14 protein-coding genes are annotated in these 21679 nt (G+C 65.5%); 10 read left to right on the top strand and 4 right to left on the bottom strand.

Going from position 1 to position 21679, the window contains the following annotated elements:
- Positions 1-190 precede the first annotated feature (190 nt).
- The 6 genes from AC1DT6_RS14255 to AC1DT6_RS14230 all read left to right on the top strand — a co-directional run bounded on the left by AC1DT6_RS14255 (position 191) and on the right by AC1DT6_RS14230 (position 7510).
- The gene (locus tag AC1DT6_RS14255; protein WP_441635404.1) at positions 191-1231 is read left to right on the top strand and encodes a TRAP transporter substrate-binding protein; all 1041 of its coding nucleotides are present in this window, start codon (positions 191-193) and stop codon (positions 1229-1231) included.
- A 46-nt stretch (positions 1232-1277) separates the two neighbouring features.
- Positions 1278-3176 (top strand): TRAP transporter large permease, encoded by a 1899-nt coding sequence (locus tag AC1DT6_RS14250; protein ID WP_441635381.1) that lies wholly within the window; start codon positions 1278-1280, stop codon positions 3174-3176.
- 10 nt (positions 3177-3186) lie between these two features.
- The gene (locus tag AC1DT6_RS14245) at positions 3187-4266 is read left to right on the top strand and encodes a LacI family DNA-binding transcriptional regulator (RefSeq protein ID WP_441635383.1); all 1080 of its coding nucleotides are present in this window, start codon (positions 3187-3189) and stop codon (positions 4264-4266) included.
- Positions 4267-4382: 116 nt separating this feature from the next.
- Positions 4383-4706, top strand: a complete 324-nt coding sequence (locus tag AC1DT6_RS14240) for a hypothetical protein (protein WP_441635385.1) — start codon at positions 4383-4385, stop codon at positions 4704-4706.
- Positions 4707-4910: 204 nt separating this feature from the next.
- Complete coding sequence (locus AC1DT6_RS14235) at positions 4911-5753, top strand: transcriptional regulator (protein WP_441635387.1); 843 nt, start codon at positions 4911-4913, stop codon at positions 5751-5753.
- Between the two features lie 143 nt (positions 5754-5896).
- Positions 5897-7510: an MFS transporter gene (locus tag AC1DT6_RS14230; protein ID WP_441635389.1), complete on the top strand. Its 1614-nt coding sequence runs from the start codon at positions 5897-5899 to the stop codon at positions 7508-7510.
- Between the two features lie 25 nt (positions 7511-7535).
- Here the strand turns inward: AC1DT6_RS14230 and AC1DT6_RS14225 are convergent, their stop codons facing one another.
- Positions 7536-9848, bottom strand: a complete 2313-nt coding sequence (locus AC1DT6_RS14225; RefSeq protein WP_441635391.1) for a helicase C-terminal domain-containing protein — start codon at positions 9846-9848, stop codon at positions 7536-7538.
- Between the two features lie 304 nt (positions 9849-10152).
- Here AC1DT6_RS14225 and AC1DT6_RS14220 point away from each other — a divergent pair, with 304 nt between their 5' ends.
- The 3 genes from AC1DT6_RS14220 to AC1DT6_RS14210 all read left to right on the top strand — a co-directional run bounded on the left by AC1DT6_RS14220 (position 10153) and on the right by AC1DT6_RS14210 (position 16950).
- Positions 10153-11715, top strand: coding sequence for a hybrid sensor histidine kinase/response regulator (locus AC1DT6_RS14220; protein ID WP_477114743.1), 1563 nt, complete (start codon positions 10153-10155; stop codon positions 11713-11715).
- A gap of 230 nt (positions 11716-11945) precedes the next feature.
- On the top strand, positions 11946-14000 hold the full coding sequence (locus tag AC1DT6_RS14215) for an NAD(+) synthase (protein WP_441635406.1): 2055 nt from the start codon (positions 11946-11948) through the stop codon (positions 13998-14000).
- Between the two features lie 745 nt (positions 14001-14745).
- On the top strand, positions 14746-16950 hold the full coding sequence (locus tag AC1DT6_RS14210; protein ID WP_477111323.1) for a hypothetical protein: 2205 nt from the start codon (positions 14746-14748) through the stop codon (positions 16948-16950).
- A 108-nt stretch (positions 16951-17058) separates the two neighbouring features.
- Here AC1DT6_RS14210 and AC1DT6_RS14205 read toward each other — a convergent pair whose 3' ends face one another.
- Both AC1DT6_RS14205 and AC1DT6_RS14200 read right to left on the bottom strand, forming a co-directional pair.
- Complete coding sequence (locus tag AC1DT6_RS14205) at positions 17059-17568, bottom strand: DUF3016 domain-containing protein (RefSeq protein ID WP_441635397.1); 510 nt, start codon at positions 17566-17568, stop codon at positions 17059-17061.
- 80 nt (positions 17569-17648) lie between these two features.
- Positions 17649-18614 carry a LysR family transcriptional regulator gene (locus AC1DT6_RS14200; protein ID WP_441635400.1) on the bottom strand — a complete coding sequence of 322 codons (966 nt, stop codon included), beginning with the start codon at positions 18612-18614 and terminating at the stop codon, positions 17649-17651.
- A 97-nt stretch (positions 18615-18711) separates the two neighbouring features.
- Here AC1DT6_RS14200 and AC1DT6_RS14195 point away from each other — a divergent pair, with 97 nt between their 5' ends.
- A complete protein-coding gene (locus AC1DT6_RS14195) occupies positions 18712-19977 on the top strand; it encodes an MFS transporter (RefSeq protein ID WP_477102676.1) in 1266 nt (421 codons plus the stop codon).
- Positions 19978-20151: 174 nt separating this feature from the next.
- Here the strand turns inward: AC1DT6_RS14195 and AC1DT6_RS14190 are convergent, their stop codons facing one another.
- A complete protein-coding gene (locus tag AC1DT6_RS14190) occupies positions 20152-21549 on the bottom strand; it encodes an MFS transporter (protein ID WP_441637705.1) in 1398 nt (465 codons plus the stop codon).
- Positions 21550-21679: the final 130 nt, after the last annotated feature.

The raw sequence follows: 21679 nt of genomic DNA, 5'->3' as shown, positions 1-21679 counted from the left end.
CGTGTCTTGCTGTTGAATTCTCTTGTTCGTGCATGCTCTCCCCGCGCCTGGCGCCCGGATGTGCGCCGCCCGCTGCCCTGCCAGTTCGCCGCGCTTGCTTTTGGCTCCCACTCGCCTATGATCTCGTGAATCGTTTTAGTAAACCGTTTTACTGAAACGCTTAATACCAAGTTGCCCGGCCCTGCTCATGATGGAGTCTTACGACGTGTGTAATGCTTTTCGCCGCAAGATCATGAAGTCCTCGCTGGCGCTTGCCGCGGGTTCCGCGCTGCCGCGCGTTGCGATGGGCGCCGATGCGCCGGTGGTGCTGCGCTGTTCCTCGGCCATGCCGGTGGACCAGAGTTCGGCCCAATACCTGTGGTTCGAGCGCTTCCGCGAATGCTTGCGCGCGGCGGTGGGCGAGCGCATCCGTGTCGATTATTTTCCGAACGGGCAGTTGGGCAAGGAGGCCGATGTGGTGCAGCAGGTGCGCCTGGGCTCGATCGACATGATGGTCACCGGCAGTTCGATCTGGGCCACCGCATTGCCTGAGCTGGCACTGCTTGACCTGGGCTATCTGTTCGACGGCTGGACGCACCTGGCGCGCGCGCTGGATGGCGGCGTGGCCGCGCGGTTCGATGCCATGCTGCGCGAGCGTACCGGTTGCCGCGTGATCGGATGGGGCGCCTTCTTCAACGCGCGCAGCGTCTATACCCGCCATCCGGTGACCTCGCTGGCGGCGCTTCAGAAGGTGAAGCTGCGCGTGCTGCCCACGCAGATCTTTGTCGACACCTTTCGCTTGATGGGCGCCATTCCCACGCCGATTCCCTTCAACGAGGTCTATACGGCGGTACAGACCGGCGTGGTGGCGGGCTTCGAGCACGACGCCGCCAGCGTGCTGGCCAACAAGCTCAATGAGGTGGTCGGGCATTGCTGGCTGACCGAGCACCTGTTCAGTGCCAGCGTTGCCGTGCTGGGCAAGCGGGCATGGGAAAAGCTGCCGCTCGAGCTGCAGGCGCCGCTGTTGCAGGCGGCCGCGCAGGCCAGCGCCTACCAGCGCGAGGTGGCGCCGCAGCGTGGCCAGCGGGCCATGGATGCGCTGCGCCAGCTCGGGTTGGCCTTTCATCCCATGCGCGCCGCGGAGCGGGAGTCGGTCCGCTCTCGCATGCAGGCGCAGCTATGGCCGGGATTCACCGCCAGCTATCCGGCTACCCGGCCGCTGCTGGCGGCGATCGAAGCCGCGCGCGCCTGAGCAGCATGGGCGTGCCATCTTGTCTTTGCGCGCAAGGCGCGGCGGTATGAGCGCGAACCCGCTGGACGATGCCGCGGGCGTCGCCGCACGCGCCCCCGATGGGCGAGCCGGCAGCGTGCCGGGCCGCCTGTCCAGGCTGGCCGAATACCTCTGCGCGGCAGCGCTGGCCGCCGACGTATTGCTGGTGTGCGCATCGGTAATCTGCCGCTACCTGCTGCACGCGCCGCTGGAGTGGGCCGAGGATGCGGCGCGGCTGTTGATGGCGGTACTTGTGTTCTTCGGCGCCGGCACGGTGCTGGCGCGCGGCCGGCATCCCGGCTTCGAGGTCTTTCGCAACCGGCTGCCGGGCAGGTGGCATTCTCTTGCCACGCGGCTGTGCGCGTGGATGATCGCGGCGGTGTCGGTCATGCTGTTCGCTTCATCGGTGCTGCTGCTGCTCGACGCGCGCAACGTCAGCACGCCGCTGGGCCTGCCGCAGTGGCTCCATGTCTTGCCGGCTTGCCTGGGCAGCCTGTACCTGAGCGCGATCGCGCTCGCCAATGCACTGAGGGGGGGCCGTGCCAGGTGGCTGGCCTTGTTGCTGGCGACGTTGCTGTGCGCCGCAGTGTGGGCGTGGAACACGCTGTCCGGCACGGTGGCCGGCAGCGGCTGGCAGGTTCCGCCGTGGCTGCTGCTGGCCGTGGGTTTTGCCGGCGGCATGCTGCTGGGCATGCCGATTGCCTTCGTGCTGGGGCTGGCCGCGCTGCTGTATTTCCTGGCAGAGCCGTCGCTGCCGCTGATCGTCTATTCGCAGCAGGTGCTATCCGGCATGGATCATTTCGTGCTGCTGGCGATCCCCTTCTTCGTGCTGGCGGGCCTGCTGATGGAGGTCAACGGCATGTCGGCGCGGCTGGTCGAGTTGCTGGTGCTGGCCTTCGGCCGCGTGCGCGGTGCCATGAACCTGATCGCCATCGTGGCGACGGCGGTCTTCTCCGGGGTGTCCGGCTCCAAGCTGGCGGACATTGCCGCGGTGGGCGGCATTGTGGTGCCGGCGGTGCGCCGCACGCGGCAGGATGCCAACGAAACCGCGGCGGTGCTCGCCAGTTCCGCCGTGATGGCGGAGACCATCGCCCCGTGCATCAACCTGATCCTGATGGGTTTTGTCGCAAACATCTCCATTGGTGGCCTGTTCCTGGCCGGCGTGGTCCCGGCCGCGGTGATGACGCTCGGCCTGATCGTCCTCGCCGTGGCCCGCGGCAGCCGCATCGATCCCGCCCTGGCCTTTCCGGTGCGCAAGTCCAGGCGCAAGCTGGCCGGCGGCGCGCTGGCCACCCTGCTGATGATCGCGATGATCGGCAAGGGCGTGACATCGGGCATGGCTACTTCGACCGAGGTGTCCGCCTTTGCGGTGGTCTACGCGTTGCTGGTGGGGGTGCTGGTGTTCCGCGAGCTCGATGTGCGCGCCGTGGTGCGCCTGTTCGCGCGGGCCGCGGCCATGACCGGCAGCATCCTGTTCGTGATCGCGACGGCATCGAGCCTGGCATTCGCGCTGTCGATCCAGCAACTTCCCGGCCTGCTCCAGCACGCCATGACCGGGCTGGCGGTGCAATACGGCAGTACCGCCTTCCTGCTGGTGTCGGTGCTGCTGACGATCGTGTTTGGCACCATCCTGGAGGGCGCGCCGGCGCTCATCCTTTTTGGTCCGCTGCTGGCGCCCATTGCCGGGCAGGCCGGCGTGCATCCGCTACACTTCGGCACTGTGATGGTGATCGCCATGGGGTTCGGCCTGTTCATGCCGCCACTGGGCCTGGGGCTGTTCGCCACCTGCGCGATGACCGGCACGCGCATGGAGCAGGTCGCCGGGCCGATGCTGAAGTACCTGGCGCTGCTGTTGCTGATTTTGCTGCTGTTGGTCCTGATGCCATCGCTCACGCTATGGCTACCCCGCCTGATGAAGCTGGCATGAGAACCCGATAATGGCAACCATACAAGACGTCGCCAGACTGGCAAACGTGTCCGTGAGCTCCGTTTCCAACGTGCTCAACGGACGCACCGAACGGCTCAATCCCGCCACCTTCGAGCGGGTGCAGGAGGCGATCCGCACGCTCGGCTTCCGCCCCAGCCAGGTTGCGCGCCAGCTCAAGACCGGGCAGACGCCCATGCTGGGCCTGCTGGTGCCTTCCACCGCCAATCCGATGTACGGCCAGCTCGCGCTGAAGATCGAGGCCGAAGCGCAGCGCCAGACCGGCTATCGCGTGCTGCTGGGCAACACCAACCGCGACCGGGAGCAGGAGTCGCGCATGCTCGACGACCTGCTCTCGTTTGGCGTGCACGGCGTGATCATCGTCTCGTCGCTGACCGACGAGCAGCATTTCGAGCCGGCGACCCGCCAGGGGCTGGCGATGGTGAGCTACGACGGCGGCGCCGATCCCAACATGCCTGCGCGCATCGACCATATCGCGCCCGACAACTTCCAGGCAGGCCACCTGGCCGCCTCGCACCTGATCGCCCTTGGCCACCGGCACATCGCATTCGTCATGCCCGCCGGGCGCACCGTCAGCCGCGCGAGCAAGATTGCCGGCTTCGAGGCCGCGGCAACAGAGGCCGGGATCGCGGAAACGGCAGAGGTGATAGAGTGCCCGCCCGCCGCGCACTATGGCGATGCCGAACTGGCCGAACTGGGCCAGGTCCTGGCCGCGCGGCTGGCGCGCACCACGGCGCGCCCGACCGGGCTGATCGCGGTCAACGACATGATGGCGATCGGGCTGATGTCGGGCTTGCACCAGGCCGGTTTGTCGGTGCCGGCCGACGTTTCAGTGATTGGCATGGACGATATCGGCATGTGCTCGTACACCAATCCCGCGCTCACATCGGTGGCCATGCCTTTTGGCGACATGGCGGAGGCCATGGTGCGCCGGGTCATGCTGCGGCTGGCGCAACCCGGCCTGGCGCCGATTCGCCTGTGTTTCCCCAGCGGCCTGGTGGTGCGCCAGTCCACCGCGCCGCCGCCTGCCGTCAACCGCGTGGCCGGCGCGCCGACCCGAAGGCGAGGCTGACCCGTGCATTGCAGCCCGTGGCGGCCGGGGGGGAGCCCGCCGCCAGGGGCTGGTGGTGACGCGCACGGCGTGCGCGTGATGGTGTTGGAATGATCTGTATCGTGGAGGAGCGAGAGATGGTGCCCGACAAACCGGAACGCCGGCTGGCAGGACCGGCCAGAACCTATATCGAGGCGGGATACGCCATTGAAGTGGATATCCTGCAAGTGGAGGACGGAAGCTGGGGATCGCTCGTCCGCCTGTCAAAGCTGGCCGACGGCCTGGTGCCCGCCGCGCACTTCATGCTCAACCGCACATTCGAGGACCGCGCCATGGCGTTTTCCTACACACTGGCGCTGACGCGCGCATGCGTAACGCAGTTCGCACCGGCCGCGGCGACCACGATCGCCGAGTTGCTCAGGTCCGGCAACGGCGGGGGGGCCGACACGGCTGACGAATAGGGAGCAGGCCGCGGCGAGAGGCTATTCAGGACGATTTCGACGAGGCGCAAAGCAGATGAGACGACCGGAATGACATAGCGCCGGCCCTGGCCGGCGCCTGGCGTCCGGATGACGATCGCGACGGCACGCGCGGCCATTACCTGGCTGAGCGGCACGTTGCGGCAAGTGCGGAAGGGGGGCCCACCAGGCAATCAGGGGGGCAGCATGGAAAACACCGCGGTGTTCGCAAGGCAGGAACTGGACACTTATTTTGCTTCGTATGTCGGCATGGAGGGCGGGAATCCGCGGGGTTCGGTCTGGTTCTGCGACAGGAGTCCGAATCCCTGGTCCGAGCACCTGAAAGCGCCGCTCGAGCCCCGCATGGCGCCGTTGTCGTGGGACCGCGCGTTTCGTGAAGCGCATCGGGGCAGCATGGGCAAATGGCTTAGTCACCAGCGCATTGCCCGCATCATGGCCGCCGCCCGCGCCGAGGTGCTGGGCCTTCGCGATGCCGATGCCGACTGGAAGTCGTATTACGAGCACTGCCTGTATTCGTCCTGCGGCGCCGAGTTCAAGCTCAACCTGTTTCCCGTGCCCGTGCAGCTCGATGGCCTGACCCCCTGGTCCAGGGTGTTCCGCGGCCAGCCCGAACTGGTGCCCAAGGAGCGTTACCTGGACCTGTGCCGGTACGGCGGACGCTTCCGCTTCCTGGCCGAGATGTGCGCGCGCTGGCGGCCAAAGGTGGTGGTGTGCCTGGGCCATCGGCACACCGAGGATTTTGTCAGTGCATTCGCGCTGGACGGCGCGGCGGTGCAAGAGCGGCAGTTGCAGCCCGCCGACCTGGTGAAATCCCTGCGCGTGTTCACGCGCGACGACAGCACCTGGATTATCTGCCCGGCACTGGCCGGCCCCTCCGGCCTGACCTCCGACGTGCTCCTCAGTGCTTTTGGCAAAGTGCTTGCCGCCATGCTCGATCCGGCCGACTTCGCTCCGGCGAGCGAGGCGCGCCAGGCAGCGGATGTTCGCCCGTGGCCGCAGCCCGAGGCGCACCTGGGCCCGCCTGGCTGACAACGCCTGTCAGCCGATGCTCAGGCGCCATCGCGCGGGCAGTGATTTCCGGCGCTCGAAATGCGGCATGCCCGCGGGGACCCATGCCACGCATACCGCATCCTACAATCCATGGGTGTCGCTTTCGTGGACCTGGAGCTGAGATGAATCAGGAGCTTTCCCATGCGGGCTCCGCGGTAGCCGCGCCTGCCGCCGGGCCGTGGAGTCCCTTGCGCAACAAGGTGTTCCGGGCCATCTGGCTGGCCACGCTGGCGTCCAATATCGGTACCTGGATGCATGATGTCGGCGCCGGCTGGATGATGACGTCGGTCAGCCAGTCGCCACTGATGGTGGCGCTCGTGCAGGCGGCCACGACGCTGCCGATGTTCCTGTTCGCCCTGCCGTCCGGCGTGCTGGCCGATATCGTGGACCGGCGCAAGTACCTGCTGTTCGCGCAAGCCTGGATGCTGGTGGTGGCGGCGGCGCTTGGCCTGCTGGCGCTGGCCGGGCTGGTAACGCCCGCGGTGTTGCTGGCCGCCACTTTCCTGTTGGGCATTGGCGCGGCGATGAGCGCGCCGCCGTTCCAGGCCATTGTGCCGGACCTGGTGCCCAAGCCGGCGCTGCAGTCGGCGGTGGCGCTCAACTCGCTGGGGGTGAACATCAGCAGGGCGATCGGGCCCGCGCTGGGCGGCGTCGTGCTGACGCTGTTCGGGCCGCCGGCGGTATTCCTGATCAACGCGGTGTCGGTGCTGGGGGTGCTGTGGGTGATCTACCGGTGGCAACCGGCGCCGCTCACGCGGCGCTTGCCGCCCGAGCATTTCCTCCCGGCCGTGCGGGCGGGCCTGCGCTACGTGCAGGCGGCGCCGGTGCTGCAGGTGGTGCTGGTCCGCGCGGTGGCCTTCTTTGTGTTCGGCAGTGCCGGCTGGGCGCTGTTGCCGCTGGTGGCGCGCAAAGGGCTGGCGGTGGGGCCGGGCGGCTACGGGCTGCTGCTGGCTTGCGTGGGGGCGGGGGCGATCGGCGGCGCCCTGGTGCTGCCGCGCCTGCGCCAACTGCTCTCGCCCGATCGGCTGGTGCTTGGCGCCAGCGTGATTTTCGCGCTGGTCTTGTTCGCCATGTCGGTCTTCAGGAGCTTCGCCTTGATCGCCGCCGTGCTGCTGTTCGCGGGCCTGGCCTGGATCGTCGTGCTGTCCGTGCTCAATGGCGGCGCGCAGCGCAGTTCGGCGGGCTGGGTGAAGGCACGGGCGCTGGCGGTCTACCTGGTGGTGTTCTTCGGCGCCATGGCGGCCGGCAGCGCGGTGTGGGGGCAGGTAGCCTCGCTCAAGGGGACGGACCTGGCGCTGCAGGTGGCCGGCTCGGGCATGCTGCTGGCCGCCGTGGCGGCCTTGCGCTGGCGTCTGGCCGATTCGCCGGACCTGGATCTCACGCCGTCGCCGCACGATGCCAGCGTGCCGCTTTCCGAAGAGACCGCCGACGATTGCGGGCCGGTGATGATCACCGTCGAGTACCGCACCGACCCGGCGGATGCCGCCGCGTTTCGCGCCGCTGCCCGCGAAATGCGGCGCGTGCGCCGGCGCGGCGGGGCGCTGTCGTGGGGCCTGTTCGAGGACATGGAAGCGCCCGGCCGCTACGTGGAAACGTTTGTGATCGAGTCGTGGCTGGAGCACCTGCGCCAGCACGAGCGCTTCAGCGCCAACGACAAGGCGATCCAGGCCCGCGTCCATGCCTTGCATCGCGGCCCGGCGCCGCCGCGGGTGCGGCACCTGGTTTCGCCGCCGTAACGGCTGCGTGCCGGCTCACGCAAGGCTAGGCACTCCCCGGCGTTGCGCCGGTTTCGATGGCGACTTCCCACCAGGCCGGCAACAGGGCGCGCACCTCCGGCCGCGCGAAGCGGTCGTCGATCAGGTGCACCACGCCGCGGTCCGCCTCGGTGCGGATCACGCGCCCGGCCGCCTGCACGACTTTTTGCAAGCCGGGATAGAGGTAGCCGTACTCGTAGCCGCAGCCGAATGCCGACTGCATCCTGCGCATGGTCAGTTCATTGACCGGGTTGACCTGCGGCAAGCCGAGCGTGGCGATAAAGGCGCCGATGAGCCGGTCCCCCGGCAGGTCGATGCCCTCCGCGAAGGAGCCGCCAAGCACCGCGAAACCGATGGCGCAGGTTCCGGGCGCAAAGGCCGCCAGGAACTCGGCCTGCTCGGCCTCGGTCATGGCGCGCGACTGCCGGCGCACGGCAATATCCGGGCAGCGCTGCTCAAAGGCGTCCGCCACTTGCCGCAGGTAATCGTGGCTGCTGAAGAATGCGAGGTAGTTGCCCGGACGCGCCCTGTACTGCGCGCCCAGCAGGTCCACGATGGGGCGCACGGAGCGCTCGCGGTCGCGGTAGCGCGTGGAAATATTGCCGGCGATACGCACCGCCAGCTGGTCGGCGCGGAAGGGCGACTGCACTTCCAGCCAGACCGTGTTGCGTGGCAGGCCCAGCGTGTCGCTGACAAAGCGCGCGGGGGTCAGCGTGGCGGAGAACAGCGTGGTGGCATGGGCCGCCGCGAACCGGGGCGCCAGGAAGGCCGCGGGGATGAGGTTGCGCACGGCAAGGCGGCCCTTGCCTGTCTTGCTCCGGGCGGGGCGCGTCGCGGATTCGGCGGCGCCAGCCTCCTTGCTGATATCGAAGACCGAATGCGCGTCGAGCGACTCGGCCAGGCGGCAGAAGTGCAGGGCATCGAAATAGAAGCGCTGCAGCGCCGGGCCCACGCTTTCCGGCGCTTCGGTGAGCTGGTCCAGGATGGCCGATGCCGTGCGCTCCAGCGCCGCGATAAACGGGCCGGGAATTTCCGGGTGCGCGGCATAGGCGCTCTCCTGCGCCTTCGCCAGCAGGTTCCACTGGCCGGAGAGCCGGCGCAGCGCGCTGGCGAGCGGCCTTGGCGCGCCGCGCCGCAGTTCGGGCAGCACCGCGGGATCCAGCTCCGCCGAGTACATCTTGCGCGCCCGCTCCAGCAGGTTGTGCGCCTCGTCGACCAGCACGCCGACGCGCCAGTCGTTGGCGGTGGTCATGCCATGCAGCATGGCGGCGCGGTCGAAGTAGTAGTTGTAGTCGCCGATCACGAGATCCGCCCAGCGCGCCATTTCCTGGCCCAGGTAGTACGGGCAGATATCGTGGCTGAGCGCGATCTGCCGCAAGGCTGCGCGATCGAGCAGGGCCTGCCCGGCGGCGTCCTGCCGTGCTGCCGGCAGGCGGTCGTAGAACCCGCGCGCGAGCGGGCACGATTCGCCGTGGCAGGCGCGGTCCGGCTGCTCGCAGGCCTTGTCGCGCGCGGTCAGCTCCAGCACCCGCAGGCGCAGGCCGGCGTTACCGTCGCGCAGTCCCCGCGCGGCGTCCAGCGCCATCTGGCGGCCGGTGGTCTTGGCGGTCAGGTAGAACACCTTGTCGATCTGCCCCTGGGGTACCGCCTTGAGCATGGAGAACAAGGTGCCTGCTGTCTTGCCGGTGCCGGTAGGGGCCTGCGCCAGCAGGCAGCGGCCCGAGCGTGCGGCGCGATAGACGGCTTCGGCCAGGTCACGCTGCCCGCGCCGGAACGAGGCATGGGGAAAGGCCATGCCTTGCAGCGCCTGGTCGCGCGCCGCGCGATGCGCGCTCTCCTGCAAGGCCCAGTTGACGAAGCGCTCGCACTTCTCTTCGAAGAAAGCCAGGAGTTGCCCGGCCCCGAAGTGCTCGCTGAAGCCCGACTCCTGCCGGCTCGCCACGTCGAAATAGACCACGCCCACCTGCATGCCGGCGAGTCCGAGCTTTTCGCATAGCAGCCAGGCATAGATCTTCGCCTGGGCCAGGTGCAATTGCCGATGGTTCTCGGGCAGCGCGGTCCAATCGCCGCGCACCGTCTTGATTTCTTCCAGCAGGTTCCGGTCGGGATCGTAGCCATCGGCGCGCCCGCGCACCCGCAGGTTCCTGAACTCGCCCTGCAGGCTGATCTCGGACTGGTACGCGGCGCCGCGCCGCGACTGCACCAGGGCATGGGCGGCCATGCCGTCGGCGGCGGTAGGCGAAGGCGTGAAGCGCACGTCGAGATCGCCTTGCTTGGCGGTGAATTCACACAAGGCACGCACGGCGACGGTGTACGTCATCGGCCTCGCTCCTGTGTCGGAGGCGCGGCGGGCGGGCTCGGCAAGGAGGCAACTCCCGGTGTAGGGGATGACGCACTTGGTAGGGGAAATCACGGGATGAACATGCTGCTGCGGCGAACTGTATGAATATACAGTACCGGGGTGGGGCCGGCCGGCATCTCGCCTAATCTGGCTGCGCTGCCCAAACCGTGTCACAATTTTGCATCCCGCGCATCCCGGCCACGCCGCCGCTCATTGCAGCAGGGCGGCACCGGCAAGCTTGCGCCGCCAGGGCATCCGCCCTGCAAAGCTTCACGAATCCGCCATGACAGAGCCCAGCAGCCTGAATGCTCCCTCCTCGTCAGCTTCGCCCACCCCGCAAGTCGAGGAGTCGAGCGAGACGAGCTACCGCGCGCTGGTGGACGCCATCCAGGACTACGCCATCTTCACCCTGACCGGGACCGGCCATATTTCGAGCTGGAGCCCGGGCGCGCAGCGGATGAAGGGTTATGCGGCGGCGGAAGTCATTGGCAAGCATTTCTCGGTGTTCTACACGCCCCAGGCCGTTGCCAGCGGCTGGCCGGACTACGAGTTGCGGTGCGCCCGGGCGGAAGGGCGCTTCGAAGACGAGGGCTGGCGGGTGCGCAAGGACGGCACGCTGTTCTGGGCCAACGTGACGATCACACCGATCTACGATGAGAGCCAGGCCGTCAGCGGCTTTGCCAAGGTGGTCCGGGACATGAGCGAAAGACGGCGGCTGGAAGAAATCGAAGCGTCGAGCCGCCGCATGATTGAGTTCCTCGCGACGCTGTCGCATGAACTGCGCAACCCGCTGGCACCGGTACGCAATGCCATCAACCTGATGCGGCTGGACACCAGCCTCAGTCCCCATGCCGCGCGCTGCCGGGACATGATCGACCGGCAGATCAGCCATCTGACGCGGCTCGTCGACGACTTGCTGGATGTGGGACGCATTGCCTCGGGCAAAGTGGGACTGCGGCTGAGCAATGTCGACCTGCGCGACGTGGTGGCGCGTGGCATCGAATCCGCCCGGCCCGTGCTGGACTTGCGCGGGCAGCACGTCGACGTCAGCCTGCCTGATGAGCCCGTGGCGTTCCGGGCCGATCTCACCCGGCTTGTGCAGGTCCTGCAGAACCTGCTGCACAACGCCGCGAAGTTCTYGCCGGCGGGCAGCCGCATCGCCATCAGTGGCGAGGTGACCGGCCGCCTGCTTGAACTGCGGGTATCCGACCAGGGTTGCGGCATCCAGCAGGACGCGCTGGAAGATATCTTCAGCCTGTTCGTGCAACACAGCCCCATCAGCGAAGTCCAGAATGCCGGGCTTGGCATTGGCCTGTCGCTGTGCCGCTCGCTGGTGGAATTGCATGGCGGAACCATCCGGGCCTCCAGCGCGGGGCTGGGCAAGGGCAGCACATTTACCATCCAGATGCCCTGTATCAAGCATCAGCCCGCGGACACCACTGCCGATACGTCCCCGCGGACCGGCGCATTGCGCGTGCTGGTGGTGGATGACAACCGGGATTCGGCCGACAGTCTCGCCATGTTGCTGCAGATGCTGGGCCATGAAGTGTCGGTCGCCTACGAGGGGGAAATGGCCCACGCGATCGCTACCGGTTTTTCGCCGCACCTCGCGCTGATCGACATCGCCATGCCCGTCATGGACGGCTTCGAATTGCTGAAGATGCTGCGGGCCCAGCCGGAACTGCGCGGCACGGTCTTCGTCGCGATGACCGGGTTCGGGCAACCGGCCGACCATGAGGATACGCATGTCGCCGGCTTCCACGCCCATATGGTGAAGCCGATCGAGATGAGCCACCTGGAGATGCTGCTGGCAACGGTGGGGCGGCAGATCGCCCGCGGCGAGTAGCGCTTGCCTGCCGGCACTGGTCGTTCCTTCCCGCTCGTTGAAAACGCCGCAATGTCCGGCGCCGGGCGCAGCCCGTCCCGGCCGTGCCTGTGCCGTTGCGCGCCGGCAGACTTCAGCGCCGGCAGGACGCGCATCGTAGAATTGCGTCATGTACCGCACAACCCGCTCCGGCGCCTGGCAGGCGCCGGGACGCTGCGACGCGCAGCGCAAGGATGACTGACATGAGTGACATGACGAACAAGTTCCTGAATATCTATTCCCACGGTTTCGCCCGCGTGGCGGTGGGCGTGCCTGTCTGCCGCGTGGCCGATCCCGCCTTCAACGCAGCCGGGACGATTGCGCTGGCCAGGGAAGCCGCCAGCCAGGGCGCGGCGCTGGTGGCCTTCCCGGAACTCGGCTTGTCCGCCTATACCTGCGACGACCTGTTTCACCAGCGGGCCTTGCTCGATGCGTGCGAGGCTGCCCTGGCAGAGATCGTGGCTGCCTCCAGGACCATTGCCACCACGCTGGTGGTCGGGCTGCCCCTGCGGGTCGAGCATCAGTTGTTCAACTGCGCGGCGGTGGTCGCCGGCGGGCAGGTGCTCGGTGTCGTCCCGAAGTCCTACCTGCCGAATTACTGGGAGTTCTACGAGGCACGGCAATTCAGCGCGGCGGACAGCGCGGCGGTGAGCGAAGTGCTGCTGGATGGAAACAAGGTGCCGTTTGGCGCCGGCCTGCTGTTCGAAGCGCGGGACATTCCGTTTTTCCGCTTCCACGTGGAGATCTGCGAAGACGTCTGGGTGCCGATTCCCCCGTCGTCGTTCGCGGCGCTGGCGGGCGCCACCGTGCTGGTGAACCTGTCGGCATCCAATATCGTGGTCGGCAAGTCCGGCTACCGGCATCAACTGGTCAGCCAGCAATCGGCGCGTTGTCTCGCGGCCTATGTCTACAGTTCGGCCGGCAAGGGCGAGTCGTCCACCGACCTGGCGTGGGACGGGCAGGCGCTGATCTACGAGAACGGCGAACTGCTGGCCGAGTCCGAACGCTTCGCGGACAGCTCGCACCTGACCTTTGCCGACGTCGACCTGGAGCGCCTGTCGCGCGAGCGGATGCACCAGACCACCTTCGGCCACTCGGTGCGGCGCCATGGCGCGGAGGTCGCGAAGTTCAGGGTGATTCCGTTTGCCGTCGATACGGTGCTGGACAAGTCCTTGCCGCTGCGCCGGACGGTGGAGCGGTTCCCCTACGTGCCATCCGACGCCCGGCGCCGGGACGAGCGATGCAGCGAGGTCTACAACATCCAGGTGCAGGCGCTGGTCCAGCGCTTGTCGGCCAGCGGCATCTCCAAGGTGGTGATCGGTGTCTCCGGCGGGCTGGACTCAACGCATGCGCTGCTCGTGTGCGCGAAGGCCATGGACCGGTTGAAGCTGCCTCGCACCAATATCCTCGGCATCACCATGCCCGGCTTCGCCACCAGCGACCGCACGCTGCTCCAGGCGCGCAAGCTGATGGAGGTGGTGGGCTGCGTGTCGAAGGAGATCGATATCCGGCCGAGCTGCACCGAAATGCTCAAGGATCTCGGGCACCCGTATGCGTCCGGCAAGCCCGTGTACGACGTGACGTTCGAGAACGTGCAGGCGGGCGAGCGTACTAACCACCTGTTCCGCTTTGCCAATTCCAGCCACGCTATCGTGATCGGCACGGGCGACCTCAGCGAGCTTGCGCTTGGCTGGTGTACTTATGGCGTTGGCGACCATATGTCGCATTACAACGTGAACGGCAGCGTGCCGAAGACGCTGATCTCGCATCTGGTCCGCTGGGTAGCGGAGACGGGACAGATTGGCGACGCGGGGTCTGACGTATTGCTCGATGTGCTTGGGACGGAGATCAGTCCCGAACTGGTGCCGGGCGACTCGGCCGATGCGCCACAGCAGAAGACCGAGAATTTCATCGGTCCGTATGAGCTGCAGGATTTCAATCTGTACTACACGTTGCGGTTTGGATTTACGCCGACCAAGATTGCGTTTCTTGCCATGAGCGCCTGGGGCGATCGCGATAAGGGAAGCTGGCCCGAGGGGCTGCATGTGGCGCGTAATGAGTACAAGGTGGCGGATATCAAGCGGAACCTCGGGATCTTTCTTGACCGGTTTTTCCGGACGAGCCAGTTCAAGCGGTCTTGCGTGCCGAATGGGCCGAAGGTGGGGTCGGGTGGGTCGCTGTCGCCGCGGGGGGACTGGCGGGCGCCTAGTGATTCGGAGTCTGTTGTGTGGATGAAGGACCTTGAGAGGATTCCGGATGGGGTTTGAGGCAGGAGGTAACCGCAACGGCTTGAACTTCAAAATCAAAATCCTAAAGCCAAAGGCGGTTTCACCACCCTTGTGGGCGGTGCGCCCCATTCTTCTCTCGCAGCTGCGAAAGTAGCCAGGGAAGGCGATCGGGACGAGGCGAAAGACGCCTCGTCACCGATCCAGAAAGAGCGGCGGGGACCCAAACTCGCCGCGCCCTGAGTACGACCTGAAAAACTCGGTTCTGAGTCCCAGGCGTCCTATCGGCAATGTCGCGAGTCAGGTCTCGCAGGCATCCAGTCGCTTACATCGGCGCAATCCCGTCCTGTTCCTGCCTGAAGGGGCTGTTCCACCCCTTTAACCAATGTCACGTGCCGTGCGCAAGCAGCGCCCGACGAGCCTGACATGGCAGGGTCATGTCAGCATTTGTCAGTTTTTCGGTGATTCATTTGGATAGGATCGGTGCTGATATAGGCACTCGGTTCCTATCCGCCTGCGTCAGCCAGCTCATTGCCTCCACCGCGATAGCAACCCCGATGGCCTGCAATTCCAGTGGCCCGGGCATGCCTTCCGACAAGACCGTCAACGGGATCAAGGCCACGTTGGCGCCGATGAGATAGACGGCGCCTGTCTGTCACGGAAGCCATGGCTCCAGAAGTCGTCCACGCCCAATCCAGTGATTCACTTGATTGCTTCATTGGGCGGTTTCCTGAGTGCTTATCACTGAAATTAATTCATTTTCTTGACATTGACGGGAGGGTTTGTGTTGAAACGAGTTGCACTCATCTTTGGCATTTCGATGCTGGCCGGCTGTGGTGGTGGTGGTGGTGGTGACGCCCCTGGCGAGGCAAGTCCGGGACTGACCGCTTCGCAAGCCTGCACCGGAAACATGGCCACCCGCTTGAAGTTCTCGTCTTCGGCCGTGCCGCTGACATCTACGGTGAAAGTGGATGTGCTACAGGAATCGGACACTACAGATGTCGCTTCCGGAGCGGGTCTTCTTGCCTGTGTGCAAGAAGACGGGTTCTGCGCCGGGGATATCCCGGTAAGCCAGGTTTCTCGCGGTTACTACACGCTGATTGCGAGTGACGAAAGCGGTAGGTTCCTGGGGGCCACTGCATTCAGGATCGAGCCCGACAGTCACTGTGCGATCAGCACGAACCCGATCATCAGCACGGAAACCACCGGGTTCTACGTGGGGCGAAAACTGAACCAGCTCAGCCCGCTTGACGAAGAAGAGATCCGCGGCAAGCTAACTGCGCTGACCAAGTCCGAGGGCAGTATCTATGATTTCTACCTTGGCCTCGGCCAGTATTTCGTAGGCAAGGGATCGGCCATTTCCGATGTTCGGAAACATGAAGGAGTCTTTTCTGAATTGCTGCAGGCAATCGATTCCGGAAATTCTCCTTACATGAAATCCCCGGCTGCCAGTGTCTCCACAGGCAACCAGCGCGCACTGGCATCGGCCGAGACGGATTCCACCACGTGGCCGTCAATTGCCGCGTTTGGGGTCAAGAACGGGGGCGAGATAGCTCTTAGCCTGGCGGAGGGAAAATACGCCAAGGCGGCAGTCGCTGGCATGACCAGCCTCTTCGAGGCGTTCGATCTGTTCAACAAGCCTGAAGACCCGATTGCGCAGCTGGGTCCGGAAATCATCTCGCGGCTGGATCAGATCAATAGCAAGCTGGATAATATCTCCGCGACGTTGCAGGATCTGACTTCCTACATAAAGAAGTTCGAGGCGATCTACCTCAAGAATATCGCACAGCAAAGTGCCAGTCAGATATTCGATAATAGTTCAAAAATCAATTCGTCCTATAACTCGCTTGTCTATGTGACGTCTTTCGACTGCGCACATGGAAATAAGCCGTTCCCCAGTCAATACTTCATAATTGAATATGTGAGGCGATTTGGGGCTTCATTTCCGTCTGATTGCGCCAAGACAGGTTTGAACAAGGCGCTGGCAAATCTCGATGGCATATTTACCAATTCTGTCGAGATCTCAGGTGATGATGTGGCGATCAAGGGGCTGCCAAATGATCGGCTGAGTATTTTCTATAGTTCGATGCGGCAGGCGACTTTGAAATATCCGGATCCGCGCAATCTTTATAATGGTTCTCCTGATCCGAGTTTCAATCAGCCCGTCATGGCGCAGCAATATAATATCTATAATTCCCTGGTGGCGAAATACTCCGCTGGAATATGGGATTCGCTGGACAAGGCTTATCTGGTGGAAACGTCGGCGGCCTACCTGAATAGTCTGCCCAAGTGGCCGAACGAGCGGCGCAAGGACATGAATTATCCGTTGTCCGAGATGTTGGGCAACTCCTTGAATCCGACCTACGGCGAGCAGAGGGATAAGATTGGCACTTGCATAGGCTTTGACGGAAAGCCCGTCGAGCAGCCCGTCGACCCCGAAGGAAAAACAATGCACGAGCCGCTTTGCGATTTGAATATGATTTACTCCTATCGCAACGGGCTGATCAAGAAAAAGGTGGAAGAATATACGCTCGATTTTTTCAATGATGTTGATCTCCCTCCTGCGTTGCCCGGTGGCGATTGGTCGCGCTATTGCCATTTCCCGATGGATCAGGTCGGCGATCGCCGTGCGGAGAAGCCGCTGGTGCTGGGTTACAGCAGCTACGCTATCGATATTATGTGTCCTCTCACGCCGTACTCCGTTGCGCCGTCGGTTTGGGGGCCTTCCGGCTGGGATTCGTCAGGTTTCCCTGCGTGCGAGGATATTATCTCGGGGAAGATTTCCAATATTTCTCAGCTCTACCCAAGGGACGGTAATATTCAGTACTGCCGTTTCAACAACCCTGTACATCCCGATGCTAATGACAAGAGCCGGCGCTGGGCGAGATTCATGACGATCGAGTTCATGAACTGCCGAAAGGATCCCGGGGTGGCGATCAACTATTATTCGACAACCAGGGATGGTTCTGGTGCCGATTGCGTGCGCAAGTAATCACTGAAGCCGGGCGCGGTGCCGCTGGCATCGTGCTCGCCATCGCTTGATCAACTGCATAGGGCGCCTGCACGCAGGCATGTGCGCCAGGCGCCGCGCGAGAGGGGGCTAGTGCCTGACGATCCGCCTGTCGAACCAGTCATCCAGCATGGGCTTCTCATAGCGCAGCGGGTCGCTGCTCGAGTACGTATTTACCGACATCATGAAGTTCATGTCGGCCAGCCGTTCCTCGCCGCTTGCCAGTATGCGGTCGTCATGGCTCAGGGTGTAGCGCAGCGTCATCCGCGGCCAGGTGATATCCCGCACCACGCGGATTTCCTGCCCGTTGAAGCGAAACGGTTCGAAGCGCCCGGCCAGGTCGATGTCCAGCACTTCGATCTTGAGCGAGTCGCCCGGGGCGAGCTTGCGCTCGGCCAGCCGGGTCAGATGCCGCGTGATATCGCTTTCCACCGCGGCGAGATCCTTCTCGCTTGCATACGGGTGGGAGTAGGCGGCGTCGGTGTAGCTCTGCGGATCAATGAAGCTGACAGAGAGACTGCCGCCCGGAGGCGTCGCCAGGGCGCCGGCGCCGGACAATGCGGCCAAAGCGGCGGCGGCGAAACAAAGGGACCTGGACATTGCGACCTCCCGCTTTCCTCACGGCTTGATCAGTTCGACCGCGCGCGGGGAGGGCTTGTTCCGGGGCGCGGCGGCTCCGCTCAGGGCGCCAGCACCGCGCTGCTCGCCATCGTCGCCGGTACGGTCTGCCGCATCGTTTCCACGAAGCGGCGCAGCTTGGCGGGATAGAAGCTCGCGTAGGGATAGACCAGTTGCATGGGCAGCGAGGAAGCTTGCCACTGCGGTACCAGGTGGAGCAGGCGTCCCTGCGCGATGTCGTCCGCCATCAGCCACGCCGACGCCACGCAAACCCCCAGCCCCATGACCGCGGCGCTGCGCAGCGCATACAGGCTGTCGGTGCCGACGCGCGGGTGGAAGGCCAACCGCTGGGTCTCGCCCGTGGCCGCATGGGTGAGCGACACCTCGTTGCGGTAGAAGGTGCGCAGCGACAGCCAGGGCAAGCCGGCAAGCTCATTCGGATGCGAGGGCATCACCCTGGCTTCCAGTACCGATGGCGCCGCCACGACGATGCGGGGCACTTCGGAAAGCCGGATCGCCACTACTGACGGGTCGCTGACCTCGCCCACGTGGATGGCGCAATCGATGCCTTCGGCGATGAAGTCCGGTGTCCGGTCGTGCAGCAGCCATTCGACCGTCACCCGCGGGTGGCGGCGCAGGAATGCCGCCAGCGGCCCCACCAGCTGCTGCTGGCCGAACGCGTGTGGCACCACCACCCGCAGCGTGCCCGCCGGTTCGTCGCCGGCGCCCCGCAAGTCCGCCTCGAACGCTTCCCAGCCCGCCACCAGTTCCTTGGCGCGCCCGAAGCAGCGTTCGCCGTCCTCGGTGAGTTTCATCGCATGCGTGGAGCGTTGCAGCAGGCGCAGGCCCAGCGAGCGCTCCAGGTTCTGCAGGCGGCGGCTCACCGTGGGCTGGGTGGTGCCCATCTGCGCGGCGGCCGCCGACAGGCTGCCGGCTTCGACGATCCGCACAAAGGTCTGCATCAGTTCGATGCGGTCGGTCGAGGCGGGCGCTGGCGTGGCGGGCGAGGGCGGTTTCAAGTTGGTCATACGTCGGACGCATAGCAATTGTGCAGAGTGTAGTACTACCGCGCTGAACCAGGGGCCGGCAAACTCCAGTCTCGTTTTCGATCCGAGGGTTTCCGCTATGTCATCCATTCGCGTTACAGATGCAAATGTCGCCACACACCCGGCCAGGGCTCCGGCGGTCCTGGCGGCCGAGACGGGTGCCGCCACCGGCTTGCCCGCCCGGTTGGTCCTGCTGCTTGCCGCCGGCGCCGGCCTGGCCGTGGCATCGCTCTATTACAGCCAGCCCATGCTGGGCGTGCTGGGTCCGGATATCGGTGCGTCCGACTGGGCGGTGGGGCTGGTCCCCACGCTCACGCAACTGGGCTATGCCCTGGGCATCCTGCTGCTGGCGCCGCTGGGCGACCGCTATGACCGCCGGCGCATCGTCCTGGCCAAGGCCGCCGTGCTCAGCGCCGCGCTGCTGGCCAGCGGCGCCGCCACAGGCATCGGACTGCTGCTGGCCACCAGCCTGGCGATCGGGCTGGCCGCCACGATGGCGCAGGACATCGTGCCGGCGGCCGCCACGCTGGCGCCGGAGTCGCACCGGGGCAAGGTCGTCGGCACGGTGATGACGGGGCTGCTGCTCGGCATCCTGCTCTCGCGCGTGCTCAGTGGTTTCGTGGCGGAGCACTTCGGCTGGCGGATCATGTTCGTGATCGCGGCGGCCAGCATCGCGCTGATCGGCGCGGTGGCATGGCGCGCACTGCCGCGCTTCAAGCCCACCACGCATCTCGCGTACAGCGCGCTGCTGGGCTCGCTGGCCAGCCTGTGGCGCAAGCATGGCGCGCTGCGCCGGGCGACCCTGGCGCAGGGGCTGCTGTCAATCGGTTTCAGCGCGTTCTGGTCGACGCTGGCCGTCATGCTGCATGGCGCGCCGTTTCATCTGGGCAGCGCGGCTGCTGGCGCGTTCGGCCTGGCCGGCGCAGCCGGCGCGCTCGCCGCACCGCTGGCCGGCCGCCTGGCCGACCGCAAGGGCCCCGAGCTGGTCACGCGCCTGGGCGCCGCGCTGGCCGCGGTTTCGTTCGCGGGGATGCTGTTCTCGCCGTTGCTGGCGCCGCACGCACGGCTGTGGCTGATCGCGGCCAGCGCGCTGGGCTTCGACCTCGGCGTGCAGGTCGCGCTGGTCGCGCACCAGACCATCGTCTATGGCATCGAGCCCGGCGCGCGCAGCCGGTTGAATGCGGTGCTGTTCGTCGGCATGTTCGTGGGCATGGCGGCCGGTGCCGCGCTGGGCAGCCTGATGCTGGCGCGGTGGGGATGGATGGCCGTCACGGCGTTGTCGACGGCGGCGGCCATCGGGGCGTTGCTTGTGCGGGCATGGCCGGGGGCGCGGCTGGCGAAATGACATGTCGGCATGACAAGCACCGCTTGCCGCATCCGGCGAAAGGCGCCTCGCCAGCTCGGGAAAGAGCATGGCGAGGCGAAGGTACGGCGCTTGGGGGCCACTCACGTACAGGGCTAAATCTGCACCTGGAATCGGGCGCCGAATGTCTGCCGCCGCACATTGGATGCGCGGCCTTCAGCCGGAGTGCTGTACTCCGGGACCCATGCGCTGCCCGCCAGCCTGGCCGGGCGCTTGTGCCTGCTCTGCCAGGGCGGATGCGTGTTGCGCCGAGGCCGAGCGGCGATGATCGATCAGCAGGACCGCAATCATGGCGATCACCCCCGGAATGGCGATTGCCATGAAATTCTGTTGCAGCGGCAGCGACATGCCCACCAGCGCACCGATCACGATCGGCGCCAGGATCGCCCCGCTGCGGCCGATGCCCGATGCCCAGCCAATACCGGTGGCGCGCGCCGCCATCGGATAGAACTGCCCGGCATAGGCATAGGTCACGATCTGCGTGCCGATGGTCGAGGCCCCGGCCAGCGCCACCAGCACGAACAGCAGCGGGGTGGGTACCGGGTAGCCCAGCAGCGTGATCGATACGGCGGCCAGCGCGTACATGCCGACCAGCACGTACTTGATATTGAAACGGTCGGCCAGCCAGCCGCCGCCGATGGCGCCGACCATGGCGCCGAAGTTAAGCACCAGCACGAAGGCCAGCGCCGAGCCCAGGCTGTAGCCGGCGCTGGCCATCATCTTGGCCAGCCATGAGCTGAGTGCGTAGACCATGAAGAGACACATGAAGAATGCCACCCAGAACATCACGGTGCTGAAGCCTCGTCCGTCCTGGAACAGCTTGCCGATGGGCGCATCGCCGGCCTTGTCGCCGGCGGGCAGGGCGAACTGGTCGCCGGCGTGCGGCCGGTAGCCTGGTTCCAGCCGGGAAACGATGGCCTTGAGCGTGTCGATCTGGCCCTTCCTGACCAGGAAGGGCATCGATTCCGGCAGGGATTTCAGGATGAACGGGATCAGCAGCGCCGGCAGGCCTGCGGCGATAAACACCGACTGCCAGCCGTAGCTCTCGATCAGGCCCTTGCCCAGCAGGGCGGCCAGCATGCCCCCTACGGAGTAGCCGCTGAACATCAGCGTGACCATGGTGCCGCGGATCTTGCGCGGCGAGTATTCGGTCATCTGCGCCACCACGTTCGGCATGACGCCGCCGATGCCCAGGCCCGCCAGGAAGCGCGTGACGCTGAACGTCACGGGATCGCTGGTGAAGCCCGCGGCGGCGGTGAAGACGCTGAACAGCAGGATGCAGATGGCGATGGCGCGGCGCCGTCCGATGCGGTCGGCGATGGTGCCCATGAAGATCGCGCCGAACATCATGCCGAATAGCGCGGAGCTGACCATGAAGCCGGCGCTGGTGGCGTCGACGCCCATGCTTTTCATGATGGAGGGGAGTGCGATGCCGACGACGGCGAGGTCGTAGCCGTCGAAGATGATGATGAGGGCGCACCAGAGGAGGATTTGGGCGTGGAAGCGGTTGAAGCGGGCTTCGTCGGCTAGTTTGTGGATGTCGATTTGGGGCATGGGGTGTCTCCTTTTGGTCCTTTTGGGATTTGGGTGTTTTGTTTTTTTTGTTTGATGGGGTTGCAATTGCAACTGCTTAACTTCAAAGGCTTAAAACCTTAAAGTCAAAGGCGGTTTCACCCCCCTGCGG

It is taken from the genome of Cupriavidus sp. 01L45, from assembly GCF_056399885.1.
The sequence above is the reverse complement of the archived record's forward strand: the minus strand, read 5'-3'. Positions and strand labels throughout refer to the sequence as shown.